Raw genomic sequence first — 24,372 nt, 5'->3', positions numbered from 1 at the left:
GCGGGACCGCTGTCCGGTGGGGGGACGAGATGGTTTCTTTTGTGTTCCTTTGGCGTTTCGTGGCCGGACCGTGGGCGGGGCGCGGGCTTAAGGTAGATCACTCGGATAGGTGCTTCTTGTCCGTGCCCGCGTAGGTTTCGACCGACGGGAGGCTCGTGCCGCTCCTCCACAAGATCGCCGGAATCGTGGTCGTCTGCGCCCTGGTGTTCGGGCTGGCGTTCCAGGACCACCGGCCGCGCCACGCCCACCACGCCGCCACCACGGGCTCCCGGAGGACGACCCCCGCCGTGACGCCGTCGGCGTCCCCGCCGTCCGCCACCGCGCCCGCGGGGACGCCCTCGACGACGTCCGCGCCGGGCTCGCCGCCGGTGACGCCGAGCGGGAACGCGGTCCCCGCCGCCGCGCCCGGGGCCGTCCAGGCGAAGGCCAACGAGCTGGGCCAGGTCCCGGTGTTCATGTACCACCGGATCATGAAGCACCCGGAGGCGTCGCTCGACCGCTCGACCAAGGAGCTGTACACCGAGCTGACCCGGCTGGCGAGGACGGGCTACTACCCGGTCACCGCCGCCGAGTTCGCGTCCGGACGGCTGGACGTCCCGCTCGGCAGGCACCCGGTCGTGCTCACCTTCGACGACAGCACCCCCGGCCAGTTCTCCCTGGACGCGCAGGGGAACCCGGCCCCCGACACCGCCGTCGCGATCATCCAGCAGGTCGCGCGCGAGCATCCGGGGTTCCGGCCGGTCGCGACGTTCTACTGCAACGATGACCTGTTCGCGCTCGGCCCGCGCGCCGCCGAGGGCCTGCGCTGGCTGATCCACAACGGGTTCGAGGTCGCCAACCACACGGTCACCCACCCCGACCTGCGGACGCTCGGCAAGGGCGCCGTCCAGAAGGAGATCGCGGGCATGGAGGACAAACTGTTCTCCCTGACCGGGCAGCACACCACGACCTTCGCGTACCCGTTCGGGTCGATCCCGCACAACCGGACCTGGGCGCAGCGCGAGGACGGTAAATACTCCTTCCAGATCGTGTTCCTCGCCGGGTGGAAGCCGTCCGAGTCGCCGTTCGACAAGGTGTTCGACCGGTGGGCCGCGACCCGCATCCGGTCCGAGGGGAAGATCAAGGAGAACGACTGCCGGACGTTCTGCTCGACCGCCTGGCTGGACTGGCTGGACGCGCACCCGGGGGAGCGGTACACCTCCGACGGCGACCCGGGAACCGTGACCTTCCCCAAGACGTTCGAGAAGAGACTGGCCAAGCAGTATCGTCCTTACGCGCGCGAGTACTGATCGCCCGGAACGCCCACGGGGGAGGGGATTCGGGCCCCTCCGTCCACCCGGGCCGGTGCCGGTTCTCCCGTCGGTGAGCAGGTGGGGGCCGCCCCTGCGATTGACCTGAGCGGCATGGTCCCATATTCTGATCGCTGCGCTGTGGGCTTGTGCGGCTTCGGACGGAGCAGGCTCGCGCTCGGTCAGGTCGTCGGCATCGGTTCGTTCTCGACGCGGATTTCTCGGAATCCGTGTCTCCTCTCCGGTCCTCGGCAGGGCGGAAAAGAGCCCTCCGCGCGTGCATTTGACACCTCTCAATGTCCGTATCCGGAGCCAGCCGACACATGACGAGTAGCACCGAGGCCACCTCGACCACCCCGCAGGTAGCGGTCAACGACATCGGGTCCGAGGAAGCCTTCCTCGCCGCGATCGACGAGACCATCAAGTACTTCAACGACGGCGACATCGTCGAAGGCACCGTTGTCAAGGTCGATCGAGATGAAGTCCTCCTCGACATCGGCTACAAGACCGAAGGTGTCATCCCGTCCCGTGAGCTCTCCATCAAGCACGACGTCGACCCCAACGAGGTCGTCGCCGTCGGAGACCACGTCGAGGCCCTCGTCCTCCAGAAGGAGGACAAGGAGGGTCGCCTGATCCTGTCCAAGAAGCGCGCCCAGTACGAGCGCGCCTGGGGCACGATCGAGAAGATCAAGGACGAGGACGGCATCGTCACCGGAACGGTCATCGAGGTCGTCAAGGGCGGCCTCATCCTCGACATCGGCCTGCGCGGCTTCCTGCCCGCGTCGCTCGTCGAGATGCGCCGCGTCCGCGACCTGCAGCCCTACGTGGGCCGCGAGCTCGAGGCCAAGATCATCGAGCTGGACAAGAACCGCAACAACGTGGTCCTGTCCCGCCGCGCCTGGCTCGAGCAGACCCAGTCCGAGGTCCGCCAGACCTTCCTCAACACGCTCCAGAAGGGCCAGGTCCGCAAGGGCGTGGTCTCGTCGATCGTCAACTTCGGCGCGTTCGTCGACCTCGGCGGCGTCGACGGTCTGGTGCACGTCTCCGAGCTGTCCTGGAAGCACATCGACCACCCCTCCGAGGTCGTCGAGGTCGGCCAGGAGGTCACGGTCGAGGTCCTGGACGTCGACATGGAGCGCGAGCGCGTCTCCCTGTCGCTCAAGGCGACCCAGGAAGACCCGTGGCAGCAGTTCGCCCGCACCCACCAGATCGGCCAGGTCGTTCCGGGCCGCGTCACCAAGCTGGTGCCGTTCGGCGCGTTCGTCCGGGTCGAGGAGGGCATCGAGGGCCTGGTCCACATCTCCGAGCTGGCCGAGCGCCACGTGGAGATCCCGGAGCAGGTCGTCCAGGTCGGCGACGAGATCTTCGTGAAGATCATCGACATCGACCTCGACCGTCGCCGCATCAGCCTGTCCCTCAAGCAGGCCAACGAGGGCGCCGCGGCCATGGAGGAAGAGGACTTCGACCCGACCCTCTACGGCATGCCCGCCGAGTACGACGACCAGGGCAACTACAAGTACCCCGAGGGCTTCGACGCCGAGACCGGCGAGTGGCTCGAGGGCTACGACACCCAGCGTGAGACCTGGGAGCGTCAGTACGCCGAGGCCCGCGCCCGGTTCGACGCGCACCGCAAGCAGATCGAGGAGGCCCGCAAGGCCGAGGCCGAGGCGGAGGGCGCCCCGGCGCCGTCCGGCGAGACCTCCTACAGCGGCGGCGCCGAGACCGAGACGACCGGTGGCGCGCTCGCGACCGACGAGGCCCTCGCCGCCCTGCGCGAGAAGCTGTCCGGCGGCCAGTGACCCACTGACCGCCAGGGGCCCGCGAGGCCCCCGGTGACCGCCTGACCGCGGCCGGAGAGATCCCTGGGGATCCCTCCGGCCACGGTTTTTTCACGCCCGCCCGCGGCCCGGCCCGCGGGCGCGCGGATTGTCGGTATGGTGCTGTGCTGCGCCGGTCGGGGCGTCACGTCGCGAGGGGACGCGGGTGTCTGGGACACTGGTCTCTCCGGGAGGGAACGGCGGCGCGCCACCCCGCGCGGGAGCCCCGCGCCGGCCACGCGGAACGCGTCCCTCCCCGCCCCGCCCACCCGTATCCGGTTCGTCCCCCGGGAGCATCTGTTCCATTGGCCAGCACAGACGCCTCGACCACCGCAGGCACCACCACCGGAGGCGCCGCGCGCGGGCCGTCCATGGTTCCGCAGGGCCCGGCACGGCTCGCCCTGATCGGCGTCACCACCGCCGTCCTCGCGCAGACCCTCCGGTTCGCGCTGCCCCAGCTCAACCACTTCGCCGACGACGCCGGCGCGGCCGTGGCCGCGCCCGTCGTGCTCGCGGTCTTCCTCGCCGGGTTCCTCGCGCCGCTGGTGCGGCGCGCGGCCGGGCCGAGCGGGCTGCTGGCGACCGGCGTCGGGGCGCTGCTGCTGGTGCGGCTGCTCGCCCAGGCGCTCACCCCGCAGACCTGGCTGGCGCTGGTCGGCGTCGCGGTCGGGGCGCTCGCCGTCACGGCCCTGTACGAGGGCGCGCGAGGGCTGTCCGGGGTCGGGTTCGCCACGGCGGCCGTCGCGGGCCTGTCGGTCGACACCGCCGTCCGGGTCGCGTTCGCGACGTGGGACCCGGTGTGGCGGTCCGGGATCGGGCCGTGGCTGGTCTGCCTGGTGTTCGTGGCGCTCGGCGCGCTCGCCCTGTACCGGGAGCTGTCGTCCGGCGCCGTGGAGGCGCCCGGCGTCTCCTGGCGGGACGCCCTGGGCGCGGCGGCGTTCGGGCCGTTCGTGGCGCTGCAGGTGCTGGTGCTGTCCAGCCCCGCGTTCGTCGCGTCGTCCGGCTGGCGGTCGCTGACGATGGCGCACGTGATCGTCGTGGTCGGCCAGGGCCTGGCGCTGGCGTTCCTGGCGTCCGGGCTGGCCGTGCGCGCGGTGCCGGGCGGTGTCGCGGTGCTCGGCGGGACGCTGCTGGGCGTCGGCGCGGCCTCGATCGCGGGAACCTACGCGGTCAACGGCATCGAGGTCGTCCCCGTCGTGATCATCGGGCAGGTGCTCGCCGCGTGGCTGCTGGCCGTGGCGTCCCGGGCGCCGCTGCGCCGCGCCGGTCGCGGCGGGGCGGTCTGGCGGATCGACGTCGGCGCCGCCCTCGGCGGGCTGCTGGTCGGCGTCATCCTGATCTCCTACCAGGTGAGCGCGCTGCAGCCGCTGCCGTTCCCCAACAACACGCTGCCCGGCCTGGCCGGGATCCTGCTCGGCGCCCTCGCCGCGATCACCGCCGCGCGCGGCGGGCCGCTGCCCGCGCGCGCCCCGCAGCGCGCCCTGACCGCCGGAGGCGCGGCGCTCGCGCTGCTGCTCGGGACGCTGGTGTTCAGCATGGCCGCGCCGTCCCGTGACGCCAAGGCCGCGCCCGCGGGCGGCCAGGTGCGGCTGATCAGCTACAACATCCACGACGCGGTCGACCGGCACGGACGGCTCGACCCCGAGGCCATCGCGCGGACGCTCGAGACCCGGCACGCCGACGTGATCATGCTTCAGGAGGCGGGCCGCGGTTCGCTGCTGTCGGGCACGACCGACGTGGGCGTGTGGCTGGGGCGGCGGCTCGGCATGAAGCTGCTGTGGGGCCCGGCCGCCGACGGCCAGTTCGGCAACGCGATCCTGACCTCGCTGCCGGTCGAGCGGTCCGGCATCGGCCGGATGCCGCGCGGCGACTGGTCGCAGATCCGCGGGTACGTGTGGGCGAAGCTGAAGGTCGGGTCGTCCAGCCTGGACGTGTGGTCCACGCACCTGGAGAACGGCGACGGCGAGGGCAAGGAGCGGCTCCGCGAGGTGTCGGCGCTGCTGCGCGCCTGGGGCGGCGGCCCGCGCACGGTGGTCGCCGGCGACTTCAACGCCGGGCCGGGCTCGGACGAGATCGACCGGATGACCGACGGCACCGGCCTGCGCAGCGCCGCGACCGGCGGGGACGCCTCGCCGACGACGTCCGACGGCGAGCGGACCGACTGGATCTTCGGCACCGACGACCTGACCTTCTCCGGGTACCAGGTCGCCCCGGCCGGGTCCGGCCACTTCCCGGTCGCGGTCACCGTCCGCGTCGACGGCTGACCGGTCGTGGACGCCGGGACCGGCCCCTGGGCCTTCGCGGAGGGCGGGACGGGGCCGTCCCGCGCCGTTAGGGTTCCCGTATGAGCACCGTGGACGTCCGGGTGGACCGGGCCGTGCCCGAGGACGCGGGGGAGATCCTGACCGTCCAGCGCGCCGCCTACGTGGGTGAGGCGCAGCTGTACGGGGATCCGTTCATCCCGCCGCTGGTGGAGTCGCTGGACCAGGTGCGCAAGGCCCTGGCCGGCGGCGTGACGGTGCTCAAGGCGGTGCTGGACGGCCGGATCGTCGGGATCGTCCGCGCCCAGTTCAGCGACCACACCTGCCTGGTCGGGCGGCTCGCCGTGGCCCCCGACCAGCAGGGCGACGGCGTGGGGCGGCTCCTGATGGACGCCCTGGAGGCCGAGGTCGCCGGACGGGCCACCTCGTGCGTCCTGTTCACCGGTCACCTCAGCGAGGCCAACCTGCGGCTCTACCGCAGCCTCGGCTACAGCGAGACGCACCGGGAGCGGGTGGCGGCGCACCTCACGTTCGTCCACATGCGCAAGCACCTGGAACCCGCCCCCGCCTGACGCCCGTCCGGCGGGGCCGGGGCTGACGGCGGGGAAGGACGGGCCGGTAGGCTCTGGCGCGTGCTGAAAGTGGGACTCACCGGCGGAATCGGCGCGGGCAAGAGCGAGGTGTCGCGGCGGCTCGCCGAGCGCGGCGCCGTGGTGATCGACGCGGACCGGATCGCCCGCGAGGTCGTCGAACCCGGCACGCCCGGCCTGGACGCCGTGGTCGCCGAGTTCGGGACCGACGTGCTGACGGCCGACGGCCGCATGGACCGGGAGAGGGTCGGCGCGATCGTGTTCGCCGACCCGGACCGGCTCGCCGCGCTCAACAAGATCGTCCACCCGCTGGTCGGGGAGCGGATGCAGGAGCTGATGGACGCCGCCCCGGGCGACGCGATCGTGGTCTACGACGTCCCGCTGCTGACCGAGAACAACCTCGCGGGGATGTACGACGTGGTGATCGTCGTGGACGCTCCGGTGGAGCTCCAGGTCGAGCGGCTCACCACGCTGCGGGGCATGACCGAGGACGCCGCGCGCGCCCGGATCGCCGCGCAGGCCACCCGGGAGCAGCGCCGCGCGGTCGCCGACCACGTGATCGACAACTCCGGGTCGATGGACGACCTGGACGCCCGGGTCGACGAGATCTGGGCCGACCTGACCCGCCGCGCCGCCACCGCCGTCTGATCCAGCGAGGGTCGCCTGAGGTGCCGCGCTGCCGCGGCCTGAACCCCGAAGGGTGTGTCGATGCAGGTCACCTGGGCCACCGAGCAGGGGAGTCCGCAGCGGCGGAACGAGGATTTCGTCGCGGCGGCGCCGGGGGCCGTCGTCGTGCTGGACGGCTGCGGGCTGCCGCTCGGCGCCGACCTGGGGTGCGTGCACGGCACGGCCTGGTACTCGCGCTCGCTCGGGACGAGGCTGCTCGCGCGGCTGACCGACGGCCTCGGTGGCGTGCCGCAGGCAGGGCCGCCGGTCGGGCCGCCCGAGGGCGCGCACCGGCCCGGGAACCGCCCGCTGGTGGCCCGGCTCGCGGGCGCGATCGCCGACGTCGCGGCGTCGCACCGGGCGACCTGTGACCTGGCCCATCCGAACACGCCCGCCGCGACCGTCCTGGCCGTCCGGGTGCGCGGGGATCTGCTCGACTACCTGGTGCTGGCCGACTCGACCCTGCTGCTGGACGGCGCGCGCGGCGTTGAGGAGATCACCGGCGGGCCGGTCTGGGCTTCCTCCGCCCCGGGCATCGTCGAGGAGGCGATCACCGGGACCGTCCCGCTGGCGGAGCTGCGGAGCGTTCTGCTGTTGACGGACGGCGCGACCCGCCTGGCCGACCTGTTCGGGCGGTCCGACTGGGCGGGGTTGGCGCGGATCGTCCGGGAGGAGGGCCCGGAGGCGCTCATCGCGCGCACGCGCGAGGTGGAGGCCACCGATCCGCAGGTCGTCCGGTGGCCGCGGAGCAAGCCGTCCGACGACGCCACGGTCGCCTTGGTGGGTTTCTCGGGCGGTGTGTGATTCTCCGGGGGAGATCGTCGGGAGCATCGGATCTTCCCGTCTCGTCGCTATAGGCTCGGTCGCCGACCACGTGATCGACAATTCCGGGTCGATGGACGACCTGGACGCCCGGGCCGACGAGATCTGGGCCGACCTGACCCGCCGCGCCGCCGCGGGCTGAGCACTTTGGAGGGCACGCTGATGCAGGTCGTCTGGGCTACCGATCAAGGCAGTCCACAGCGCCGCAACGAGGACTTCGTGGCGACCGCGCCGGGGGCCGCCGTCGTGCTGGACGGCCGCGGTTTCCCGCTCGGCACCGACCTGGGCTGCGAGCACGGCATCGCCTGGTACTCCCGCTCGCTGGGCACCCGGCTGCTCGCCCGGATCCTGGACGGTCTCGGCGACGCGCCGCAGGCCGGAGCGCCGGTCGGGCCGCCCGAGGGCGCGCACCGGCCCGGGAACCGCCCGCTGGTGGCCCGGCTCGCGGGCGCGATCGCCGACGTCGCGGCGTCGCACCGGGCGACCTGTGACCTGGCGCACCCGTACACGCCCTCCGCGACCGTCATGGCCGTACGGGTGCGCGGGGACGTGCTCGACTACCTGGTGCTGGCCGATTCGACCCTGCTGCTGGACGGGCCGCGCGGCGTCGAGGCGGTCATCGGCGGCCGGGGCTTCGCCGCCGGGGACCCGTCGGTCGCCGAGCAGGCGATCACCGGTACGGTCCCGCTGGCGGATCTGCGCGGCGTCATGCTGCTGACCGACGGCGCGAGCCGCCTGGCCGACATGTTCCACCACACCGACTGGGCGGGGCTGACGCGGATCGTCCGGGAGGAGGGCCCGGAGGCGCTCATCGCGCGCACGCGCAAGGTGGAGGCCACCGATCCGCAGGTCGTCCGGTGGCCGCGGACCAAGCCGTCCGACGACGCCACGGTCGCCTTGGTGGGCTTCTCGGGCGGTATGTGATTCTCCGGGGGAGATCGTCGGGAGCATCGGATCTTCCCGTCTCGTCGCTATAGGCTCGGTCGCATGGACTTCCGGGGGTGGTGGACGACGTCGTGGTCGTCGCGCCGGTCCCGGGTCCTGGACGCCTCGCTGGCGGCCGGCGCGTCCGTCCTCGACGCCGCGATCATGTGGGCGGGGACCGCGAAGTCGTACTGGCTCCCCGGCTACGCCGTCGCCCTGGTGTCCGCGCTTCTCGCGTTCACGCTGGTCGCGCGGCGGCACTACCCCGTCCACGTCGCGCTGGTCTCCCTGGTCGTGGGGTCGGCGGCGGGCGGCGGCCCGATCACCGGGGTGATCGTCCTGTACTCGCTGGGGGCCTACGCCGCGTCCCGGTGGACGGCCATCACGATCGCGGCGACCAGCTACGCGGTGTTCCTGATCCTCCCGTCGCCGAACGGCGGGAACAGCTCGTTCGCGGCGAACGCCACGTTCGGGCTGCTGTTCTCCTCGTTCCCGCTGATCCTCGGCATGTACATGGGGGCGCGCAAGCAGCTGCTGGCGTCCCTCCAGGAGCGGACGTCGAGGCTGGAGCGCGAGCAGCACCTGCTCGCCGAGCGCGCCCGCGCGGAGGAGCGCACCCGGATCGCCCGCGAGATGCACGACGTGGTCGCCAACCGGGTCAGCGTCATGGTCGTCCACGCGGGGGCGCTGCGCGCCGTGGCCGCCCGCGACCCGGACCGGGCCGCCCAGACCGCGACCGTGATCGGCGACATGGGCCGGCAGGCGCTGGAGGAGCTGCGGCAGGTGATCGGCGTCCTGCGGCAGGGCGAGGGCGAGCTGCCGTCCGCCGACCCGGGCCTGGACGGCGTCCGCGACCTGGTCGGGCAGTCCGGCGCGGCCGGGCTGCTGGTGGACCTGGTGGTCTACGGGGAGGAGCGGCCGATGCCGTCGGCGATCTCCCGGACCGTGTACCGGATCGTCCAGGAGGCCCTGACCAACGTCCACAAGCACGCGGGCGGCGCGTCGACGCGGGTGGACGTGCGGCTCCCGCCGGACGCCGTGGAGGTCTCGGTCGTCAACCGGGCCGTCCCCGAGGGCGCCGCCGAGCACGGCCTGCCCAGCGGCGGGAACGGCCTGGTCGGCCTGCGCGAGCGGGTCGTCGCGCTCGGCGGGCACTTCGAGGCCGGGCCCTCCCGGGACGGCGGTTTCGCCGTCCGGGCACGGCTCCCCGTGCCAGCCTCCTGACCTGCGGGAACAGGCCGGGGCCGAGAATTGTCGTAACCCCTACGTAGAGTGGGTCGACCGGGCCGGTCCAAGGCCCGGGACAAGGTAGATCTTCAGGGGGAAGGCCAGATGCGACCGGTCACCGACCTGCAGCGCAAGGTAGCGCCGTTCGAGGTCGTCAGCGACATGACGCCGTCCGGCGACCAGCCGCAGGCCATCGCCCAGCTCGAGGGGCGGGTCGGCCGCGGCGACAAGGACACGGTGCTGCTCGGCGCGACCGGCACCGGGAAGACCGCCACGGTCGCCTGGCTGGTGGAGAAGCTCCAGCGGCCCGTGCTGGTCATGCAGCCGAACAAGACGCTCGCCGCCCAGTTCGCCAACGAACTGCGCGAGATGATGCCGAACAACGCGGTCGAGTACTTCGTCTCGTACTACGACTACTACCAGCCCGAGGCGTACATCCCGCAGACCGACACCTACATCGAGAAGGACTCCTCGATCAACGACGAGGTGGACCGGCTGCGGCACTCGGCCACCAACTCGCTGCTGACCCGCCGCGACACCGTCGTGGTCGCGTCGGTCTCCTGCATCTACGGCCTCGGCACCCCGCAGGAGTACGTCGACCGCATGGCCCGGCTCCGCGTCGGCCAGCAGATCGAGCGCGACGACCTGCTGCGCCGCCTGGTCGAGATGCAGTACAGCCGCAACGACCTGGCGTTCACCCGCGGCACCTTCCGGGTCCGCGGCGACACGATCGAGATCATCCCGCAGTACGAGGAACTCGCCGTCCGGATCGAGATGTTCGGCGACGAGATCGAGAAGCTCGCCACCCTGCACCCGCTGACCGGCGAGGTCCTCACCGAGGACGAGGAGATCTACGTCTTCCCCGCCTCGCACTACGTCGCCGGGCCCGAGCGCATGGAGCGGGCGATCGGCGACATCGAGGCCGAGCTCGAGACGACCCTCGCCGACATGGAGCGGCAGGGCAAGATGCTCGAGGCGCAGCGGCTGCGCATGCGCACCACCTACGACATCGAGATGATGCGGCAGGTCGGCACCTGCTCGGGCATCGAGAACTACTCGCGGCACATCGACGGCCGCGAGCGGGGGTCGGCCCCCAACACCCTGATCGACTTCTTCCCGGAGGACTTCCTCCTGGTCGTCGACGAGTCGCACCAGACCGTCCCGCAGATCGGCGCGATGTACGAGGGCGACGCGTCCCGCAAGCGGATGCTGGTCGAGCACGGCTTCCGGCTCCCGTCGGCGATGGACAACCGGCCGCTGAAGTGGGAGGAGTTCCTCGAGCGCATCGGCCAGACCGTCTACCTGTCGGCGACCCCCGGCCCCTACGAGCTGGGCCGCGCCAAGGGCGACGTCGTCGAGCAGGTCATCCGCCCGACCGGGCTGGTCGACCCCGAGGTGATCGTCAAGCCCACCAAGGGCCAGATCGACGACCTGGTGCACGAGATCCGGCTGCGCACCGAGAAGGACGAGCGGGTCCTGGTCACCACCCTCACCAAGAAGATGGCCGAGGACCTCACCGACTACCTGCTCGAACTCGGCGTCCAGGTCCGCTACCTGCACAGCGAGGTCGACACCCTGCGCCGCATCGAGCTGCTGCGCGAGCTGCGCGCGGGCGAGTTCGACGTCCTGGTCGGCATCAACCTGCTCCGCGAGGGCCTCGACCTGCCCGAGGTGTCCCTGGTGGCGATCCTGGACGCCGACAAGGAGGGCTTCCTGCGCTCCGAGACGTCCCTGATCCAGACCATCGGACGTGCCGCCCGTAACGTGTCCGGCCAGGTGCACATGTACGCCGACCGGGTCACGCCGTCCATGGAGCGGGCCATCGAGGAGACCAACCGGCGCCGCGCCAAGCAGGAGGCGTACAACGCCGAGCACGGCATCGAGCCGACGGCGCTGCGCAAGAAGATCGCCGACATCCTCGACTCGCTCGCCCGCGAGGACGCCGACACCGAGACCCTGATCGGCGGCGGGGGCCGCCAGCAGTCCCGCGGCAAGGCCCCCGTCCCCGGCCTGGCGTCGCGCCGCGAGGCGGGCCGTCACGCCGCCGACCTGGTCGGCGAGCGTCCGCGCGAGGAGCTGGAGTCGCTCATCGAGCAGATGACCGAGCAGATGCACCAGGCCGCCACCGACCTGCAGTTCGAGCTCGCCGCCCGCCTCCGCGACGAGATCAAGGAGCTCAAGCGCGAGCTGCGCGAGATGAAGGAGGCCGGGGTCAAGTAGCCCGCGCGGCGGTGGTGGGTCGCCCGCGCGGAGGTGCTTGTGTGGCCTGCGCGGCGGTGGTCGGGTGGCCCGCGTGGCGGGGTCGAGTGGCCTGTGTGACGGTGGTGAGTGGCCCGCGCGACGGTCGCGGGCCGGGCGGCTTACGATCGGCGGGTGAGTACCGACCCTTACGAGATCCGCCCGGCCGCGCCGGACGACCTGGATCTGCTGCCCCCGATCGAGAACTCCGCCGACCGGATGTTCGGCACGATCGGCATCGAGTTCCCGCCGGGCCCGACCGTGGTGGAGCAGATGATCGGCCGGGACGCGGAGATCCTGGTGGCCGGGGACCCGCCCGCCGGGTACGCGGTGCTCTCCCCGCTGGACGGCGCGATCCACCTCGACCAGATCTCCGTGCACGCCGACCTCGCCGGGCAGGGCATCGGCACCCGGCTCCTCCACGCCGTCCTGGACCACGCGGCGGCGGCCGGATCACCCGGCGTCAGCCTGCTCACCTTCCGCGACGTCGCCTGGAACGGGCCGTGGTACGCCCGGCACGGCTTCTCCGTCCTGCCCGAGGACCGGTGGACCCCCGGCCTCCGCAAACACTGGGACGCCGAGGTCGCCGCGGGCCTCCACCACCTCGGCCCCCGAATCGTCATGTGGGCCCCCACCCCCTGAACGCAGGCGGGTGGCGGCACCGGGGCGCGGGGTGTTGATCGGGTGCCGCGTGTCGGTCGGGCGCCGACGTTGATCGGGCGCGGGTGTCGATCGGATGCGGGGCGTTGGTCGGGCGCGGGTTTGAACGGGCGCGGGGTGTGGGGTGGGCCTGGTGTTGATCGGGCGTTGACGGCGCGGTGATCGGGGCGGGTCATGCTTCGGTTCCGTGAACGGGGAACGATGGCGCTTCACCGTGCTCGGGCCGCCTCGGGTCTGGCGTGGGGGACGCGAACTGGAGACGGGGTCGCCGCAGCAGCGGGCGCTGCTGGCGGCCGTCCTGCTGCGTCGTGGTCGGGGGACGACGGTCGAGGACCTGGTCGCCGCGTTGTGGGAGGCCGACCCGCCTGCCCGTGCGGTGGGGGCCGTCCGCACGTACGCGTCGAGGCTGCGCCAGGTGCTGGAACGCGACCGGGGCCGTCCTGAGGTCCTGGTGTCGGCCGGTACGGGGTACGCGTTGCGGGTGCCGGACGCGGAGGTGGACGCCTTCGTCTTCGAGGAGCGCATCGCCGCGGGGGAGCGGGCCCGGAGCGCCGGTGATCCGGTCGGGGCCCGGCGGCTGCTGCTCGAGGCCGAGGGGCTCTGGGGTGGGACGCCGCTGGCCGGGCTGCCCGGACCTTACGCCGAGCGGCAGCGCCTCCGGCTCGCCGACCTGCGGTTCCGTGCCGTCCGGACGCGGCTGGGGCTCGATCTCGACCTGGGACGGCACGCGGAGACGGTCGGCGAGCTGACCCTGCTGGCGCACGAGCATCCGTGGGACGAGGCGGTGCACGGCCTGCTGATGCTGGCGCTGCATCGCAGCGGGCGGCAGGCCGAGGCCGTGGACGTGTTCACCCGGACGCGGCGCCTCCTGGCGGACGAACTGGGCGTGACGCCGGGGCCGGAGCTGTGCGACCTGCATGGCCGGATCCTCGCCGCCGATCCGGCGTTGCTCCCCGCCCGGGCTGCGGGGAGGGGCGTCGAGGCCGTTGTGAGTGGCGGGCAGCCCATGGTGGGCGGCGGGACGGGTGGCGGGTTGCCTGACGGTGTCGCCGACTTCACCGGGCGGCGCGCCTTGGTCGTCCGGCTTCGTGCTTCGCTGGCCTCGGCGGGACGGGGGCCCGCCGGGGGGCGGGCGCCGGTGGTCGTGGCGGTGACGGGGCCGGGCGGTGTGGGGAAGACGGCGTTGGCCGTCCATGTGGCGCACGGTGTCGGCGGGTGCTTCCCTGACGGGCGGCTGTACGCGGATCTGGGCGGGACCGGCCGCCGTCCCGCCGAGCCGGGCGTGGTGCTGCGTGGATTTCTCGCGGCGCTCGGTGTGCCCGATGCGGCGATCCCGGAGGGGACCGCGGAGCGGGAGGCGCTCTACCGGTCGCGGTTGGCGGACCGTGGCGTCCTGGTCGTCCTCGACGACGCTCGCGACCTCACCCAGATCCGTCCGCTGCTGCCCGCCGGGACGGGCTGCGCGGTCCTCGTCACCGCCCGGGGCAAGCTGAGCGAACTGCCCGTGGAGGGACGGTTCGATCTCGAGGGGTTCGAGGGCGGCGAGGCCCTGGAGCTGCTCGGCCGTGTCGCCGGGGCGGAGCGGGTGGCCGCTGAACCCGGCGCGGCGTTGGAGGTCGTCCGGTTCTGCGGGGGCCTGCCGCTCGCGGTGCGGATCGTCGGCGCCCGGCTCGCCGCCCGGCCGGACGCGAGCATCGGCGCGATGGCGTCCGCGCTGTCGGACGAGCGGGGACGGCTCGCCGAACTCTCCGCGGGCGACCTGGCCGTGGAGGAGGCGTTCCGGCGCGGCTACGACCTGCTGGACGACGACCACGCGCGGGCGTTCCGCCTGCTCGCCCCGCCCGAGGCCCGTCCGGTCTCGAGGGAGGTCGCCGCGGCGCTCCTCGGGACGGACGTCCACCGGGCGGAGGACCTGGCCGAGGGGCTCGTCGACCTCGGCATGCTGGACGCGCCCGCCCCCGGCCTCTATCGCCATCACGAGCTGCTCCGGCTGTTCGCCCGCGGGCTCGCCGAGCGGACCGACGGCCGGGCCGGGCTGCGCGCCGCGTCGGCGAGGGCCCTCGACGTCCTGCTCGCGCCCCGGCACGACGTCCTCGGGGCATTGAGGCTCGGGACGAGGCGGCTCCGGTCGGCCGACGGGGCGGCTGTTCCGTAAATGTCATCGCCTGTCTAGAATCCGCCCGTCGGGGGAACAGGCGAGGGCGCCTGTCGGGGGTGGAGGCGCGTCATGGCGGGCGGCGCAGCGCGCGCACGCGCGGGGGTTCGGATCGGCCTGCTCGGGCCCGTCACGGTGACCCGGGCGCGGGACGGCGTCGTGGAGACCGTTCCGCCTGGTGGCCCCGGCGTCCAGACGGTTCTGGCGGCACTGGCGATGCGGGCCGGGGCGACGGTGTCGGTGGACGAGCTCGTCGGGGGCCTCTACCCGGGTGATCCGCCGTCGTCGGCGCGCGAGGTGATCGCCAACTGCGTGTACCGGCTGCGCGCCGTCCTCGAACCGGACCGGCGGCGGGGCCGGGGCGGCGGACCGGGGGAGCCCTCGCTGATCGTCACCGGCGGGTCCGGCGGGTACCGGCTCGCCCTCGACCCCGCCGACGTGGACGCGCTCGCGTTCACCGCCCTGGCTACTGAGGCCCACACCCCGGGACGCGCTCCCGCCGAGGCGCTGGGCGTCGTCGAACGGGCGCTCGGCCTGTGGCGCGGACCCGCCGCGCTGAGCGGCCTGGACGCGCCGCTCGCCACGGCCCACCGGGACGCCCTGGCCGAGGCGCGCGCGGGCCTGCGCGAACTGCACGGGGAACTGATGCTCGCGGTCGGCCGTCACGCGGAACTGATCCCGGCCGTCTCGGCCGAGGTGGCCGCCCATCCGTTCCGGGAACGCCTGCACGCTGTGCTGATGCTGGCCCTGTACCGCTCCGGCCGGACCGCCGACGCGCTGGCCGCCTACGCGCACGCCCGCCGCGTCCTGGCCGACGAGCTGGGCGTCGAACCCGGACGGCGGCTGCGGGACCTGCACGCCGCGATCCTGTCGGGCGACGCCGCCGTGCTCACGCCCTCCGACGCCGTCGCCGGGGACGCGTCCGGGGGGGTTCGCGTCCGTCCCCCGGAGGGCGAGGCGAGCGCGGAACCCCCGTCCGGCCGGGTTCCCATGCAGGTACCGGCCGCGCCCGCCGACTTCACGGGCCGGGCCGACGAGGTCGCGGCGGCGTCGGACGCGCTCACGGCGGGCGGCGGCGTCGTCATCAGCGGGATGGGCGGCATCGGCAAGACGTCCCTGGCCCTGCGCGTCGCCCACACCGCCGCCCGGGAGTCCGGCTCCGCCCGGGAGTCCGGCTCTGTCCGGTTCCCGGGCGGGATGCTGTACGCCTCGCTGCGCGCGGTCGACGGCCCGGTGGACCCGGCGGCGGTGCTGGACGGATGGCTGTCGGCCCTCGGCGTTCCCGCCGATCGCGTGCCCGGCGGCGTCCCGGAGCGGGTGACGCTGCTGCGGTCGGTGCTCGCCGACCGGGCGGTGCTGGTCGTCCTGGACGACGCGGCCGACGACGCGCAGGTCGTCCCGCTGCTGCCCGCCGCGCGGGGGTCCGCCTGGATCGTGACCTCGCACGGGCCGCTGCCGTCGCTCCCCGCGACCGTCCGGATCCGCCTCGGCGGGCTGTCGGCGGACGAGTCGGCCGAGCTGGTGACGACGATCATCGGACGGTCCCGGGCCGAGGGGCAGCCCGACCAGGTCGCGGCGCTGGCCTCGCTGTGCGGCCACCTGCCGCTCGCGCTGCGGGTCGCGGCGGCCCGGCTGGCGGGCAGGCCCGCCTGGCCGGTGTCGTCGATGGTGGCCCGGCTCGCGGACGGCACCCGGCTCATGGGCGAGCTGAGGGCGGGCGACCTCGCCGTCGCGGGCGCCCTGGAGGCGTCGTTCGCGCAGCTGACCGTCCAGCAGGCCAGGGCGCTGGTGACGCTGGCGGCGGTGGACCCCACGGGCTGGAGCGTTCCGGCCGCCGCGGTCGTCCTCGGCCTGCCGGTGGCCGACGCCGGACGGCTGCTGGCGGAGCTGGCGGACGCCGCCCTGGTGCAGCCCCGCGAGGCGGGCCGCCACGGCATCCACGAGCTCGTCGCCGTCCACGCGCGGGACAAGGTCCACCAGCTGCTGAGCGAGGCGGAACTGACCGCGGCGGTCGCCGCCGCCCTGGACCTGCTGGGCGCGATGATGCTCGGGAGCCTCGCCTCGATCCGGCCGGACATCGTGCGGGTGGTCGCGCCCGTCCTGCTCTGCGCGTCCCGTCCGGGTGTGACGCTGGGCTCCGGCGACGAGGCCGCGGCGGCCTGGGTCCGGCGGCACCAGGGGGTGGTGACCGCGCTGGCCCGGCGGGCGGCGGCGACCGGCGACCTCCGCGTGATCCGCCTCGCGCTGGACTTCATGGTGCTCCTGCCGACCCTGGACGACCATCTGAGCCTCCGGCCGTTCACCGAGGCCGCCGACGCGCTCCACCGGACGGCCATGGAGCTGCACCACGAGCACGGCGACGTCGTCGTGGACGGTGTCGACGTGGCCGGATGCGCCGCGCAGGCCGCCTACACCGCCGGGGTGACGCACCTGTCCGCCGGAGGGTTCGCCCGTGCCCGCGTCCTCCTGGACGAGTCGCTCACCCTGTACGGCCTGAACCCCGACGGCGACGGCCCCGCGAACCCGGACTTCGACCGCGAGGGGCTCGTGGATCCGTCCGGGAACCTGGACCTCGGCGGCGAGGGCCTGGCGAACGCGGACCCCGATGGCGAGGGTCTTGCGAACCCGTTCGGGAATCCGGACTTCGATGGGGAGGCGGGTGGGCATCGGCATGTGCTCACGCTGTTCTGCCTGCACTACGGCGCGCTGGCGCGCAGGGAGACCGGTGACCACGCGGGCGCCCGCGCGATGTTGCGCCGGGTCGTGGCGCTCGTCGGCGAACTGGACGGCGAGGCGCGGCCCGACTCGCTGCTGGCGCTGGGCGGGCACCTGCACGAGCTGGTCGTCGACGCGGTGGACCCCGCGCGGCCCGTGCCGTCCGAGCGGCTGATCGAACGGGCCCGGCACTTCGCCGGGCTGTTCCGGACCGCCGATCCCCGCCTCTCGGCCATCGCCTCGATGACCGAGGCCGACCTGCTGTGCCGGAGCGGCGACCTCCCGGCGGGGATCGCCGCCTATGACGGCGTGCTCGAACGCACCGGGGAGCGCGGTATGGCCGTCCTGTCCATCCCGGCCCGCTACCGCCTGGCCGGGGCGCTGACGGCCGGTGGACGGCACGAGGCGGCGGTCCGGGAGGCCCGCCGCGCCTGGCAGGACGCCGCCGCCTCCGGCCAGCCGCACCACGCGGCCCAGGCCCGGCTGGCCTACGGCAGGGCGCTGGAGGCGGCGGGCTCGGCCGAGGCGTACGACCATCTGGCCGAGGCGCGGCGGCGGCTCGCCGAGCTCGGCATCGACGCGGCCGGACGCGAGGGAGGACGACGGTGACCACCAGCGCGTTCGAGGACGCGACGCCGGCGGTCTCCGTCGGGCTGCTGGGCGCGACCGAGCTCGCCGTCGGCGGCCGGACGGTCGCGCCGGGGTCCCCAGGGCAGACGGCGATCCTGGCGATGCTGGCGCTCTCGCCCGGCGCGTTCGTCCCCGTCCAGACGATCGTCGACGGCCTCTACGGCGACGACCTGCCGGACGGCCCGCAGCGGGTCGTGGCCAGCCACGTCTACCGGCTGCGCAAGTCCCTCCAGCCGAGGCGGGGCAGGGGCGAGCCGTCGCTCCTCGAACACCGTCCGCGCACGGGTTACCGCCTGCTCGCCGGACGCGCCGACGTCGACGCGCTGGCGTTCGCCGACGCCGTCTCCGCCGCGAGCACGGCGGCCGACACCGGCACCGACGCCGATCCGGGCAAGGCCGCGCGGACCCTGTCCGAGGCGGTGCGGACCCTGTCCGGGGCGCTCGCGCTCTGGAGGGGCGAGGCGCTCGCGGGGATCCCGGGTCCGTTCGCCGAGACGGCTCGCGGCTCGCTGGCCGGGCAGCGTGAGGCGGCCACCGCGCGGTACCTCGAACTGCTCGTGGCCGCCGGACGCGAACACGAGGCCATCCCCGGGCTGGTGCGTGCGCTCGACCACGATCCGCACCAGGAGCGGCTGGTCGCGGCGCTGATGTCGGCCTACCACCGCGTCGGCCGGACGGCCGACGCGCTCGCCGCGTACGGCAGGGCCAGGCACGCTCTCGCCGAGGACCTCGGCCTCGAACCGGGCCCGGCCCTGCGCGAGCGTCACGCGGAGATCCTCTCGGGCGCCCCGGACCCGGCGTCCGCTCGCCAAGCGGCCGAGACCGTCCCCGGCGGCGGGTCCGTGACCGTCACCGCCCGCGGCGCCGTCCTCGGTGAGGCGGACGAGTCGCGGCGGCCGGTCTGCGCGGATCTGCCCGCCGTGCTGCCCGACTTCACCGGACGGCGGCGTGAGAGGGCGGGCATCGTGGCCGCCCTCACCGAGGATCCGGCCCGGCCCGTCGTGATCAACGGCATGGGCGGGGTCGGCAAGACGAGCCTGGCGATCAGGGCCGCGCACGAGGTCAAGGGCCTGTTCCCGGGCGGCCAGCTCTACATCGACCTGCGCGGGGCCGACGGCCGCCCGGTCGATCCGGGGGAGGCGCTCGACCAGTTCCTGCGGCGGCTCGGTGTGCCGGAGGCCGACATCCCCGGCTCCCTGGACAACAGGGCCGCCCTCTACCGGACGCTGCTCGCGGAGCGGCCGATGCTGGTGCTGCTCGACAACGTCCGCGACCACGCCCACGCGGAGGCGCTCCTCCCGGGGACGCCGCACTGCGCGACGCTGCTGACCAGCCGCGCGCTGATGCCCGAGCTGGCGGGCGCGCACCGGGTCGGCCTGGACGTCCTGGACGAGGACGACGCGGTCGCGCTGCTCACCAGGATCATCGGCGCCGAGCGCGCCCGGAGCGAGCCGGAGCCCGTGCGCGAGCTCGCCGCGCTCTGCGGGCAGCTGCCGCTCGCGGTGCGCGTCGTAGCCGCCCGGCTCGCCACCCGTCCGGGCTGGAGCGTCGCGTCGTTCGCCGGGCGCCTGGACGACGAGCAGCATCGGCTGCGGCGGCTCAGGACCGGCGACCTCGACGTCCGGGCCAGCTTCGAGCTGAGCTACCGGCAGCTGCTCCCCGAGCAGGCCCGCGCGTTGAGGCTGCTCGCCGCGGTCGCCCCGCAGCCGGTGTCGTCCGCCGTCGCCGCCGCCGTGCTGGACCGTCCGCCGATCGAGGCCGAGGACCTGTGCGAGGCGCTGGTCGACGTCGGCCTGATGAACTCGACGGGCGAGTGGGAGTACCGCTTCCACGACCTTCTCCGGCTCTACGGCAGGGAGCTGGCCGAGGACGCCGAGCGGGTCCCGGCGCTGCTGCGGCTGCTGGAGTTCTACCTGGTCACACTGCGCAACACCCATCCCGTCATCTCTCCGGCGGACCGCGTGCCCCGGCTCGTGTCGCCGACGGGGACGGCCGGACGGGAGTTCGCCGACCGGCGGCGGGCCGTCGCCTGGTTCCACGAGGAGCAGGGCGACGTCTTCGACGCGGTCGAGCGGGCCTCCCGCGAACCGGGGATCCCGATCGCCCTCCCCGCCGACGTCCTGATGGCGATCTACCCGGCGGCGTTCAACAACGTGCGCACCGACCGGCTGGAGAGCAGCGCGCGCGAGCTCGGGCGGGCGGCGGCCGAGCGCGGCGACCCGGCCGCCGAGGGGCGGGCGCTGTACCTCGAGGGCGGTGCGATGAGCCGCCGCTTCCTGGTCGACGAGGCGCTTCCCCGGACCGGACGCGCCGTCGACCTGCTCCGCGGGACCGGCGACGACGGGATGCTTCCCTACGTCCTCAACCACCTGGGCGGAGAGCAGCTCACCGCGCGGGACTTCCCCGGGGCGCTCGCGTCGCTGGACGAGGCCGTCCGGATCAGCCGGTCGACCGCCAATCCCGCCTGCGAGTCGTTCGCCCTCGCGCTGCGCGGGGTCGCCCTGCTGGCCAACGGCCGTCCCCAGGAGGCGGTCGCCGAGGGCGAGAAGGCCCTGGCGCTCGCCCACGACATCAACGACCTGGGGGCCCGGGCGCGGGCCCTGATCTACCTGGGCGGCATCCGGCTCTGGACGGGCCGTCCGGCCGAGGCGCTCGAAGGGTTCCACGAGAGCGTGCGGATCCTGCGCGTGATCGGCGGCCGGTACTGGGAGTCGCTCGCGTCGAGCTGGCTCGCGCGCGCCTACAACGTCGTGGGCGACTTCGAGTCGGCGCGCGCGCACGCCGAGGACGCCTGCGCGGTCGCGTCCACCGAGGGGGACGACTACTTCCACGCCCGCGGGCTGGCCGAGCTCGGCCGGGCCCTCCACGAACTCGGCGAGCCCGGCCGCGCCCGAGCCTGCCTCTCGGAGGCCCACCGTGTCTTCACCGCGCTGAGCCTCCCCGACACGTCCGACACCGCCGCCCTCCTCGCCCCCCTGGGAGGCCCCGACGACCCCGAACCGCAGGGGCGCGCGGACTACCTCAAACCCTTGGAGCGCGCGGACGCCCCCGAACCGCAGAGGAACGCGGACGCCCTGGAAACGCTGGGGAGCGCGGACGCGCCGGAAACGCGGGGGGATGCGGACGGCTCGCGCGTGGCGGTTTCGGGTGGCGATCGCGACGGCACCGGCGACATGCGAGCTTCGACTCCAGGGGCGCGGAGCGCCACCAGGTAGCGGCCGAAGGCACCGGCGCGCGCCGCGCCCCGGATCGACGGGACGCGGCGCGCGATGGCCCGCCGTGGGCGGCGGTCGTCCGAACGGGGGGTTGGCGGGGGGCCCGGGGGGTGACAGTGTCTAGTGAGAACGTTCCATTTCCGGGCGTGAGGTGAGGCCGTGGTGCTGGCGACCACCGAGTGGACGGAACGGATCGCGGAGCTGACCGCCGTCCGGGTGCGCAGCCCCGGGGCGGTGGCCGAGCGGGCGGCGGCCCGGGTGCGGCGGACGCGCCCGGCCGGGGAGACCGGGCGGCTGATGATCGTCGCGGCCGACCATCCGGGACGCGGCGTGCTCGGCGCCGGCGGCGACCCGCGCGCGATGACCGACCGGTCGGACTACCTGGCGCGGGTCTGCGCGGCGCTGTCGCGGCCCGGCGTGGACGGCGTGCTCGGCACCCCCGACATCGTCGAGGACCTGCTGCTCCTCGGCGTCCTGGACGGCATGGTCGTGCTCGGCTCGATGAACCGGGGCGGGCTCGCCGGGGCCGCGTTCGAGACCGACGACCGGTTCACCGGCTACGACGCGGACGCGATCGCCGCGTCCCGGCTGGACGGCGGCAAGATGCTGCTGCGGATCGACGAGTCCGACCCGGCGACCGCGCCGATGCTGGAGGCGTGCGCGCGGGCCGTGTCGGCGCTCGCCGGGCACGGGCTGATGGCGGTCGTCGAGCCGTTCTCCGCCCGCCGTGAGGACGGGCGGCTGCGCAACGTCCTCACCCCGGACGCGATGATCCGCGCCGTCTCGGTGGCGTCCGCGCTGGGCACGACCTCCGCCCGGACCTGGCTGAAGGTCCCGGTAGTGCCGGAGATGGAGCGGGTGATGGCGGCGACGACGCTGCCCGCGCTGATCCTCGGCGGCGAGGTGTCCGACGACCGTGAGGCCATGCTCGCCGGGTGGCGGCGGGCCCTGCGTCCGCCGAACGTGCGCGGGCTGATCGTCGGCCGCTCCCTCCTGTACCCGCCGGACGGCGACGTGCGCGGCGCGGTGGACGCCGCCGTCGAGGCCGTCGAGAAGTCCGTCCGCCCCCTGTGACCCGGTGCTGAGGAGACACCGCGACGTGCCCGCCCGGCGGGAGCCGTGTCCTGGAGGTCACGCTGGGAGCCGTCGTCCGCGATCATGGACGCCATGGACGTGCGACGAGTGGAGAGCGACGGAATCGAGCTGGCCGTCCGGGACTTCGGAGGTCCCGGCCCGACCCTGCTGGCCCTGCACGGACACTTCGGCCACGGCGGCGTCTTCGCGCCGCTCGCCGGGGCGCTGGCCGGGCGCTACCGCGTGGTGGCCCCCGACCAGCGCTCGCACGGACTGTCCGCCCACGGCGGCCTCCTGACGCCCGACGCCTACGTCGACGACGCCGCGACGGTCATCGACGCCCTCGGACGCGGGCCCGTCGCCGTCCTGGGCCACTCCATGGGCGCCGCCGTCGCCTACACGCTGACCGCGAGGCGTCCCTCGCTCGTGTCGGTGTTGATCAACGTCGACATGACCGTCCTCAACACCGAGCCCGAAACCCACCCCGTCCTGGACGTCTCGGACTGGCCCCACCGCGCCCCGTCCCGTGAGGCCCTGCGCGAGGCGGTCGAAGCGCGCGGCATCCCGGACGCCTCGTACTTCATGGACAGCGCCGTCGAGTTCGAGGACGGCTGGGGCTTCCTCTTCGACCTGGACGAGCTGATGACCTCCCAGCGAGCCCTGGTCGGCGACCACTCCGAGGCGTGGCGCGCGTCCGCCCGAGGGGGCCGACCGGCGCTGCTCCTGCGCGGCGGCGGGACGTTCATGCTGTCCAGGGCGACGGCGCGCCGCATGGTGGCCGAACGTCCGGGCACGACCCTGGTCGAAATGCCCGGCTGTGGTCACTGGCTCTACTCCGACGCCCCCGAAGCGTTCGCCAAGCAGGTGGGCGACTTCCTGGACCGCCACCCCTGGTGACCGGGAGCCGCGCTGTCGGCGGATGCCCTGTGCGGTGCGGGGGCGCGCGGGGGCGTCAGCGGGTGTCCGCCGTACGGACGATCATGAGGCTTCGGGGACTGGCCGGGATGCGGTGGACGGTCTCCAGCCGCAGACCCGCCCGGCCCAGCAGGTCGCGGTACTCGTCCGCGGTGCGTTCGCGGCCCTGGGGGAACAATGCGGCCATCCTCATGTCCAGATCGAACGCGCCGCGGTCCGTGTCGGCGTGAGGGGGAGGCAGCAGTTCCTCCACGCACCACAGCCGGGCGTCCGGCCCGCCTGCCGTCAGCGCCGAACGGGCCTGCCGGAGGATCGCCGCGCAGTCGTCGTCCCCCCAGTTGTGCAGGACGGCGGACAGGATGACCCGCTGCGCGGGAGGGCAGGCGGCGGTGAACATGTCCCCCGCGATGATCTCGCATCGCCCGTCCAGGCCCTGGCCGGCCAGGTGGCGCGCCGCGTCCTCGGCGACGGACGGACGTTCCACCAGCACCCCGCGCACCTGGGGGTGGTGGCGCAGGATGGCGGCCAGCGTCGTCCCTCGGCCGCCTCCGAGGTCGACCACGGTGCCGACGCCCTCGAACCCGCGGGCCGCGAGCGCTTCGCCGACCGGCGTGGCGAGGGCCGTCATGTAGCGGTCGAAGGCCGCGGCGAGTTCCGGGTCCTGCTGGAGGCGCTCGTAGGGGGAGTCGTCCGGGCTCGTCAGCGGAGGGCGGCCCAGCAGCGTCTCGCTCAGGCCCGCGGCCGCCTCCCGCCAGGGGGCCGACCCGTTCAGCAGCACCCCGGCGCGCAGGGAGCCGGAGACGTCCGGCAGGAGCAGTCGTCCGGCGGGGGACAGGCGATACCGCGATCCGGGCGCGCCGGTGACGATCCGGTACGCCTCCAGGGCCCTCAGCATCCGCCGCGTCAGAACGGGATCACACTGGCAGCGTTCGGCGACCTCCTCGCTGGTCAGCGGCCCGTCGGCGAGGGCCTGCGGTCCCGCGACGCGCACGAAGGCGTACAGCGCGGAGAACCGGACGGTGCCTTTGATCAGATCCCGCACGATCGCCGACGGCGGGTCGCCGGGGCCGGACGACGTGGTGGGGGCGAGGGGCGCCGGCGCGGTGGTCGGCGCGGGCTCCCGCCCGCTCGACCCCGTGAACTGCCGTCCGTCGTTCACTGTCTCTCCTTCGAG

16 protein-coding genes are annotated in these 24,372 nt (G+C 74.2%); 15 read left to right on the top strand and 1 reads right to left on the bottom strand.

Features of this window, described 5'->3' with window-relative positions:
* Positions 1 to 155 precede the first annotated feature (155 nt).
* The 15 genes from P696_RS0104760 (at position 156) to P696_RS0104685 (ending at position 23,180) form a co-directional block, all read left to right on the top strand.
* Positions 156 to 1,289, top strand: a complete 1,134-nt coding sequence (locus P696_RS0104760; protein WP_026411418.1) for a polysaccharide deacetylase family protein — start codon at positions 156 to 158, stop codon at positions 1,287 to 1,289.
* A 323-nt stretch (positions 1,290 to 1,612) separates the two neighbouring features.
* Complete coding sequence (gene rpsA / locus P696_RS0104755) at positions 1,613 to 3,088, top strand: 30S ribosomal protein S1 (protein ID WP_026411417.1); 1,476 nt, start codon at positions 1,613 to 1,615, stop codon at positions 3,086 to 3,088.
* 323 nt (positions 3,089 to 3,411) lie between these two features.
* Complete coding sequence (locus P696_RS0104750; RefSeq protein WP_245627505.1) at positions 3,412 to 5,370, top strand: endonuclease/exonuclease/phosphatase family protein; 1,959 nt, start codon at positions 3,412 to 3,414, stop codon at positions 5,368 to 5,370.
* A gap of 80 nt (positions 5,371 to 5,450) precedes the next feature.
* Positions 5,451 to 5,939 (top strand): GNAT family N-acetyltransferase, encoded by a 489-nt coding sequence (locus P696_RS0104745; protein ID WP_026411415.1) that lies wholly within the window; start codon positions 5,451 to 5,453, stop codon positions 5,937 to 5,939.
* Positions 5,940 to 5,999: 60 nt separating this feature from the next.
* A complete protein-coding gene (coaE, locus tag P696_RS0104740; protein WP_026411414.1) occupies positions 6,000 to 6,605 on the top strand; it encodes a dephospho-CoA kinase in 606 nt (201 codons plus the stop codon).
* A 60-nt stretch (positions 6,606 to 6,665) separates the two neighbouring features.
* Entirely contained in the window at positions 6,666 to 7,427 is a 762-nt protein-coding gene (locus P696_RS43335; protein ID WP_034483281.1) for a hypothetical protein, read from the top strand.
* A gap of 180 nt (positions 7,428 to 7,607) precedes the next feature.
* Positions 7,608 to 8,369, top strand: a complete 762-nt coding sequence (locus P696_RS0104725) for a hypothetical protein (RefSeq protein ID WP_034483279.1) — start codon at positions 7,608 to 7,610, stop codon at positions 8,367 to 8,369.
* A 63-nt stretch (positions 8,370 to 8,432) separates the two neighbouring features.
* On the top strand, positions 8,433 to 9,593 hold the full coding sequence (locus P696_RS43330; protein WP_034483276.1) for a sensor histidine kinase: 1,161 nt from the start codon (positions 8,433 to 8,435) through the stop codon (positions 9,591 to 9,593).
* A gap of 108 nt (positions 9,594 to 9,701) precedes the next feature.
* On the top strand, positions 9,702 to 11,816 hold the full coding sequence (gene uvrB, locus P696_RS0104715; protein WP_026411412.1) for an excinuclease ABC subunit UvrB: 2,115 nt from the start codon (positions 9,702 to 9,704) through the stop codon (positions 11,814 to 11,816).
* A 153-nt stretch (positions 11,817 to 11,969) separates the two neighbouring features.
* Positions 11,970 to 12,476 carry a GNAT family N-acetyltransferase gene (locus P696_RS0104710; RefSeq protein WP_026411411.1) on the top strand — a complete coding sequence of 169 codons (507 nt, stop codon included), beginning with the start codon at positions 11,970 to 11,972 and terminating at the stop codon, positions 12,474 to 12,476.
* Between the two features lie 205 nt (positions 12,477 to 12,681).
* Entirely contained in the window at positions 12,682 to 14,649 is a 1,968-nt protein-coding gene (locus P696_RS43325; RefSeq protein WP_084336828.1) for an AfsR/SARP family transcriptional regulator, read from the top strand.
* A 72-nt stretch (positions 14,650 to 14,721) separates the two neighbouring features.
* Positions 14,722 to 17,973 carry an AfsR/SARP family transcriptional regulator gene (locus P696_RS52050; RefSeq protein ID WP_051466860.1) on the top strand — a complete coding sequence of 1,084 codons (3,252 nt, stop codon included), beginning with the start codon at positions 14,722 to 14,724 and terminating at the stop codon, positions 17,971 to 17,973.
* Positions 17,970 to 21,209, top strand: a complete 3,240-nt coding sequence (locus P696_RS0104695; protein ID WP_026411410.1) for an AfsR/SARP family transcriptional regulator — start codon at positions 17,970 to 17,972, stop codon at positions 21,207 to 21,209. The genes P696_RS52050 and P696_RS0104695 overlap by 4 nt, the downstream gene beginning before the upstream one ends.
* 159 nt (positions 21,210 to 21,368) lie before the next feature.
* Complete coding sequence (locus P696_RS0104690) at positions 21,369 to 22,283, top strand: Cgl0159 family (beta/alpha)8-fold protein (protein WP_026411409.1); 915 nt, start codon at positions 21,369 to 21,371, stop codon at positions 22,281 to 22,283.
* Positions 22,284 to 22,376: 93 nt separating this feature from the next.
* Complete coding sequence (locus P696_RS0104685) at positions 22,377 to 23,180, top strand: alpha/beta fold hydrolase (protein ID WP_211245637.1); 804 nt, start codon at positions 22,377 to 22,379, stop codon at positions 23,178 to 23,180.
* 55 nt (positions 23,181 to 23,235) lie between these two features.
* On the opposite strand, the gene P696_RS43320 is transcribed toward P696_RS0104685, so the two are convergent.
* Entirely contained in the window at positions 23,236 to 24,357 is a 1,122-nt protein-coding gene (locus P696_RS43320) for a methyltransferase (RefSeq protein WP_051466856.1), read from the bottom strand.
* Positions 24,358 to 24,372 lie beyond the last annotated feature (15 nt).

Origin of the sequence: Actinomadura oligospora ATCC 43269, assembly GCF_000518265.1 — a bacterium.
Classification (GTDB): domain Bacteria; phylum Actinomycetota; class Actinomycetes; order Streptosporangiales; family Streptosporangiaceae; genus Spirillospora; species Spirillospora oligospora.
The sequence above is the reverse complement of the archived record's forward strand: the minus strand, read 5'-3'. Positions and strand labels throughout refer to the sequence as shown.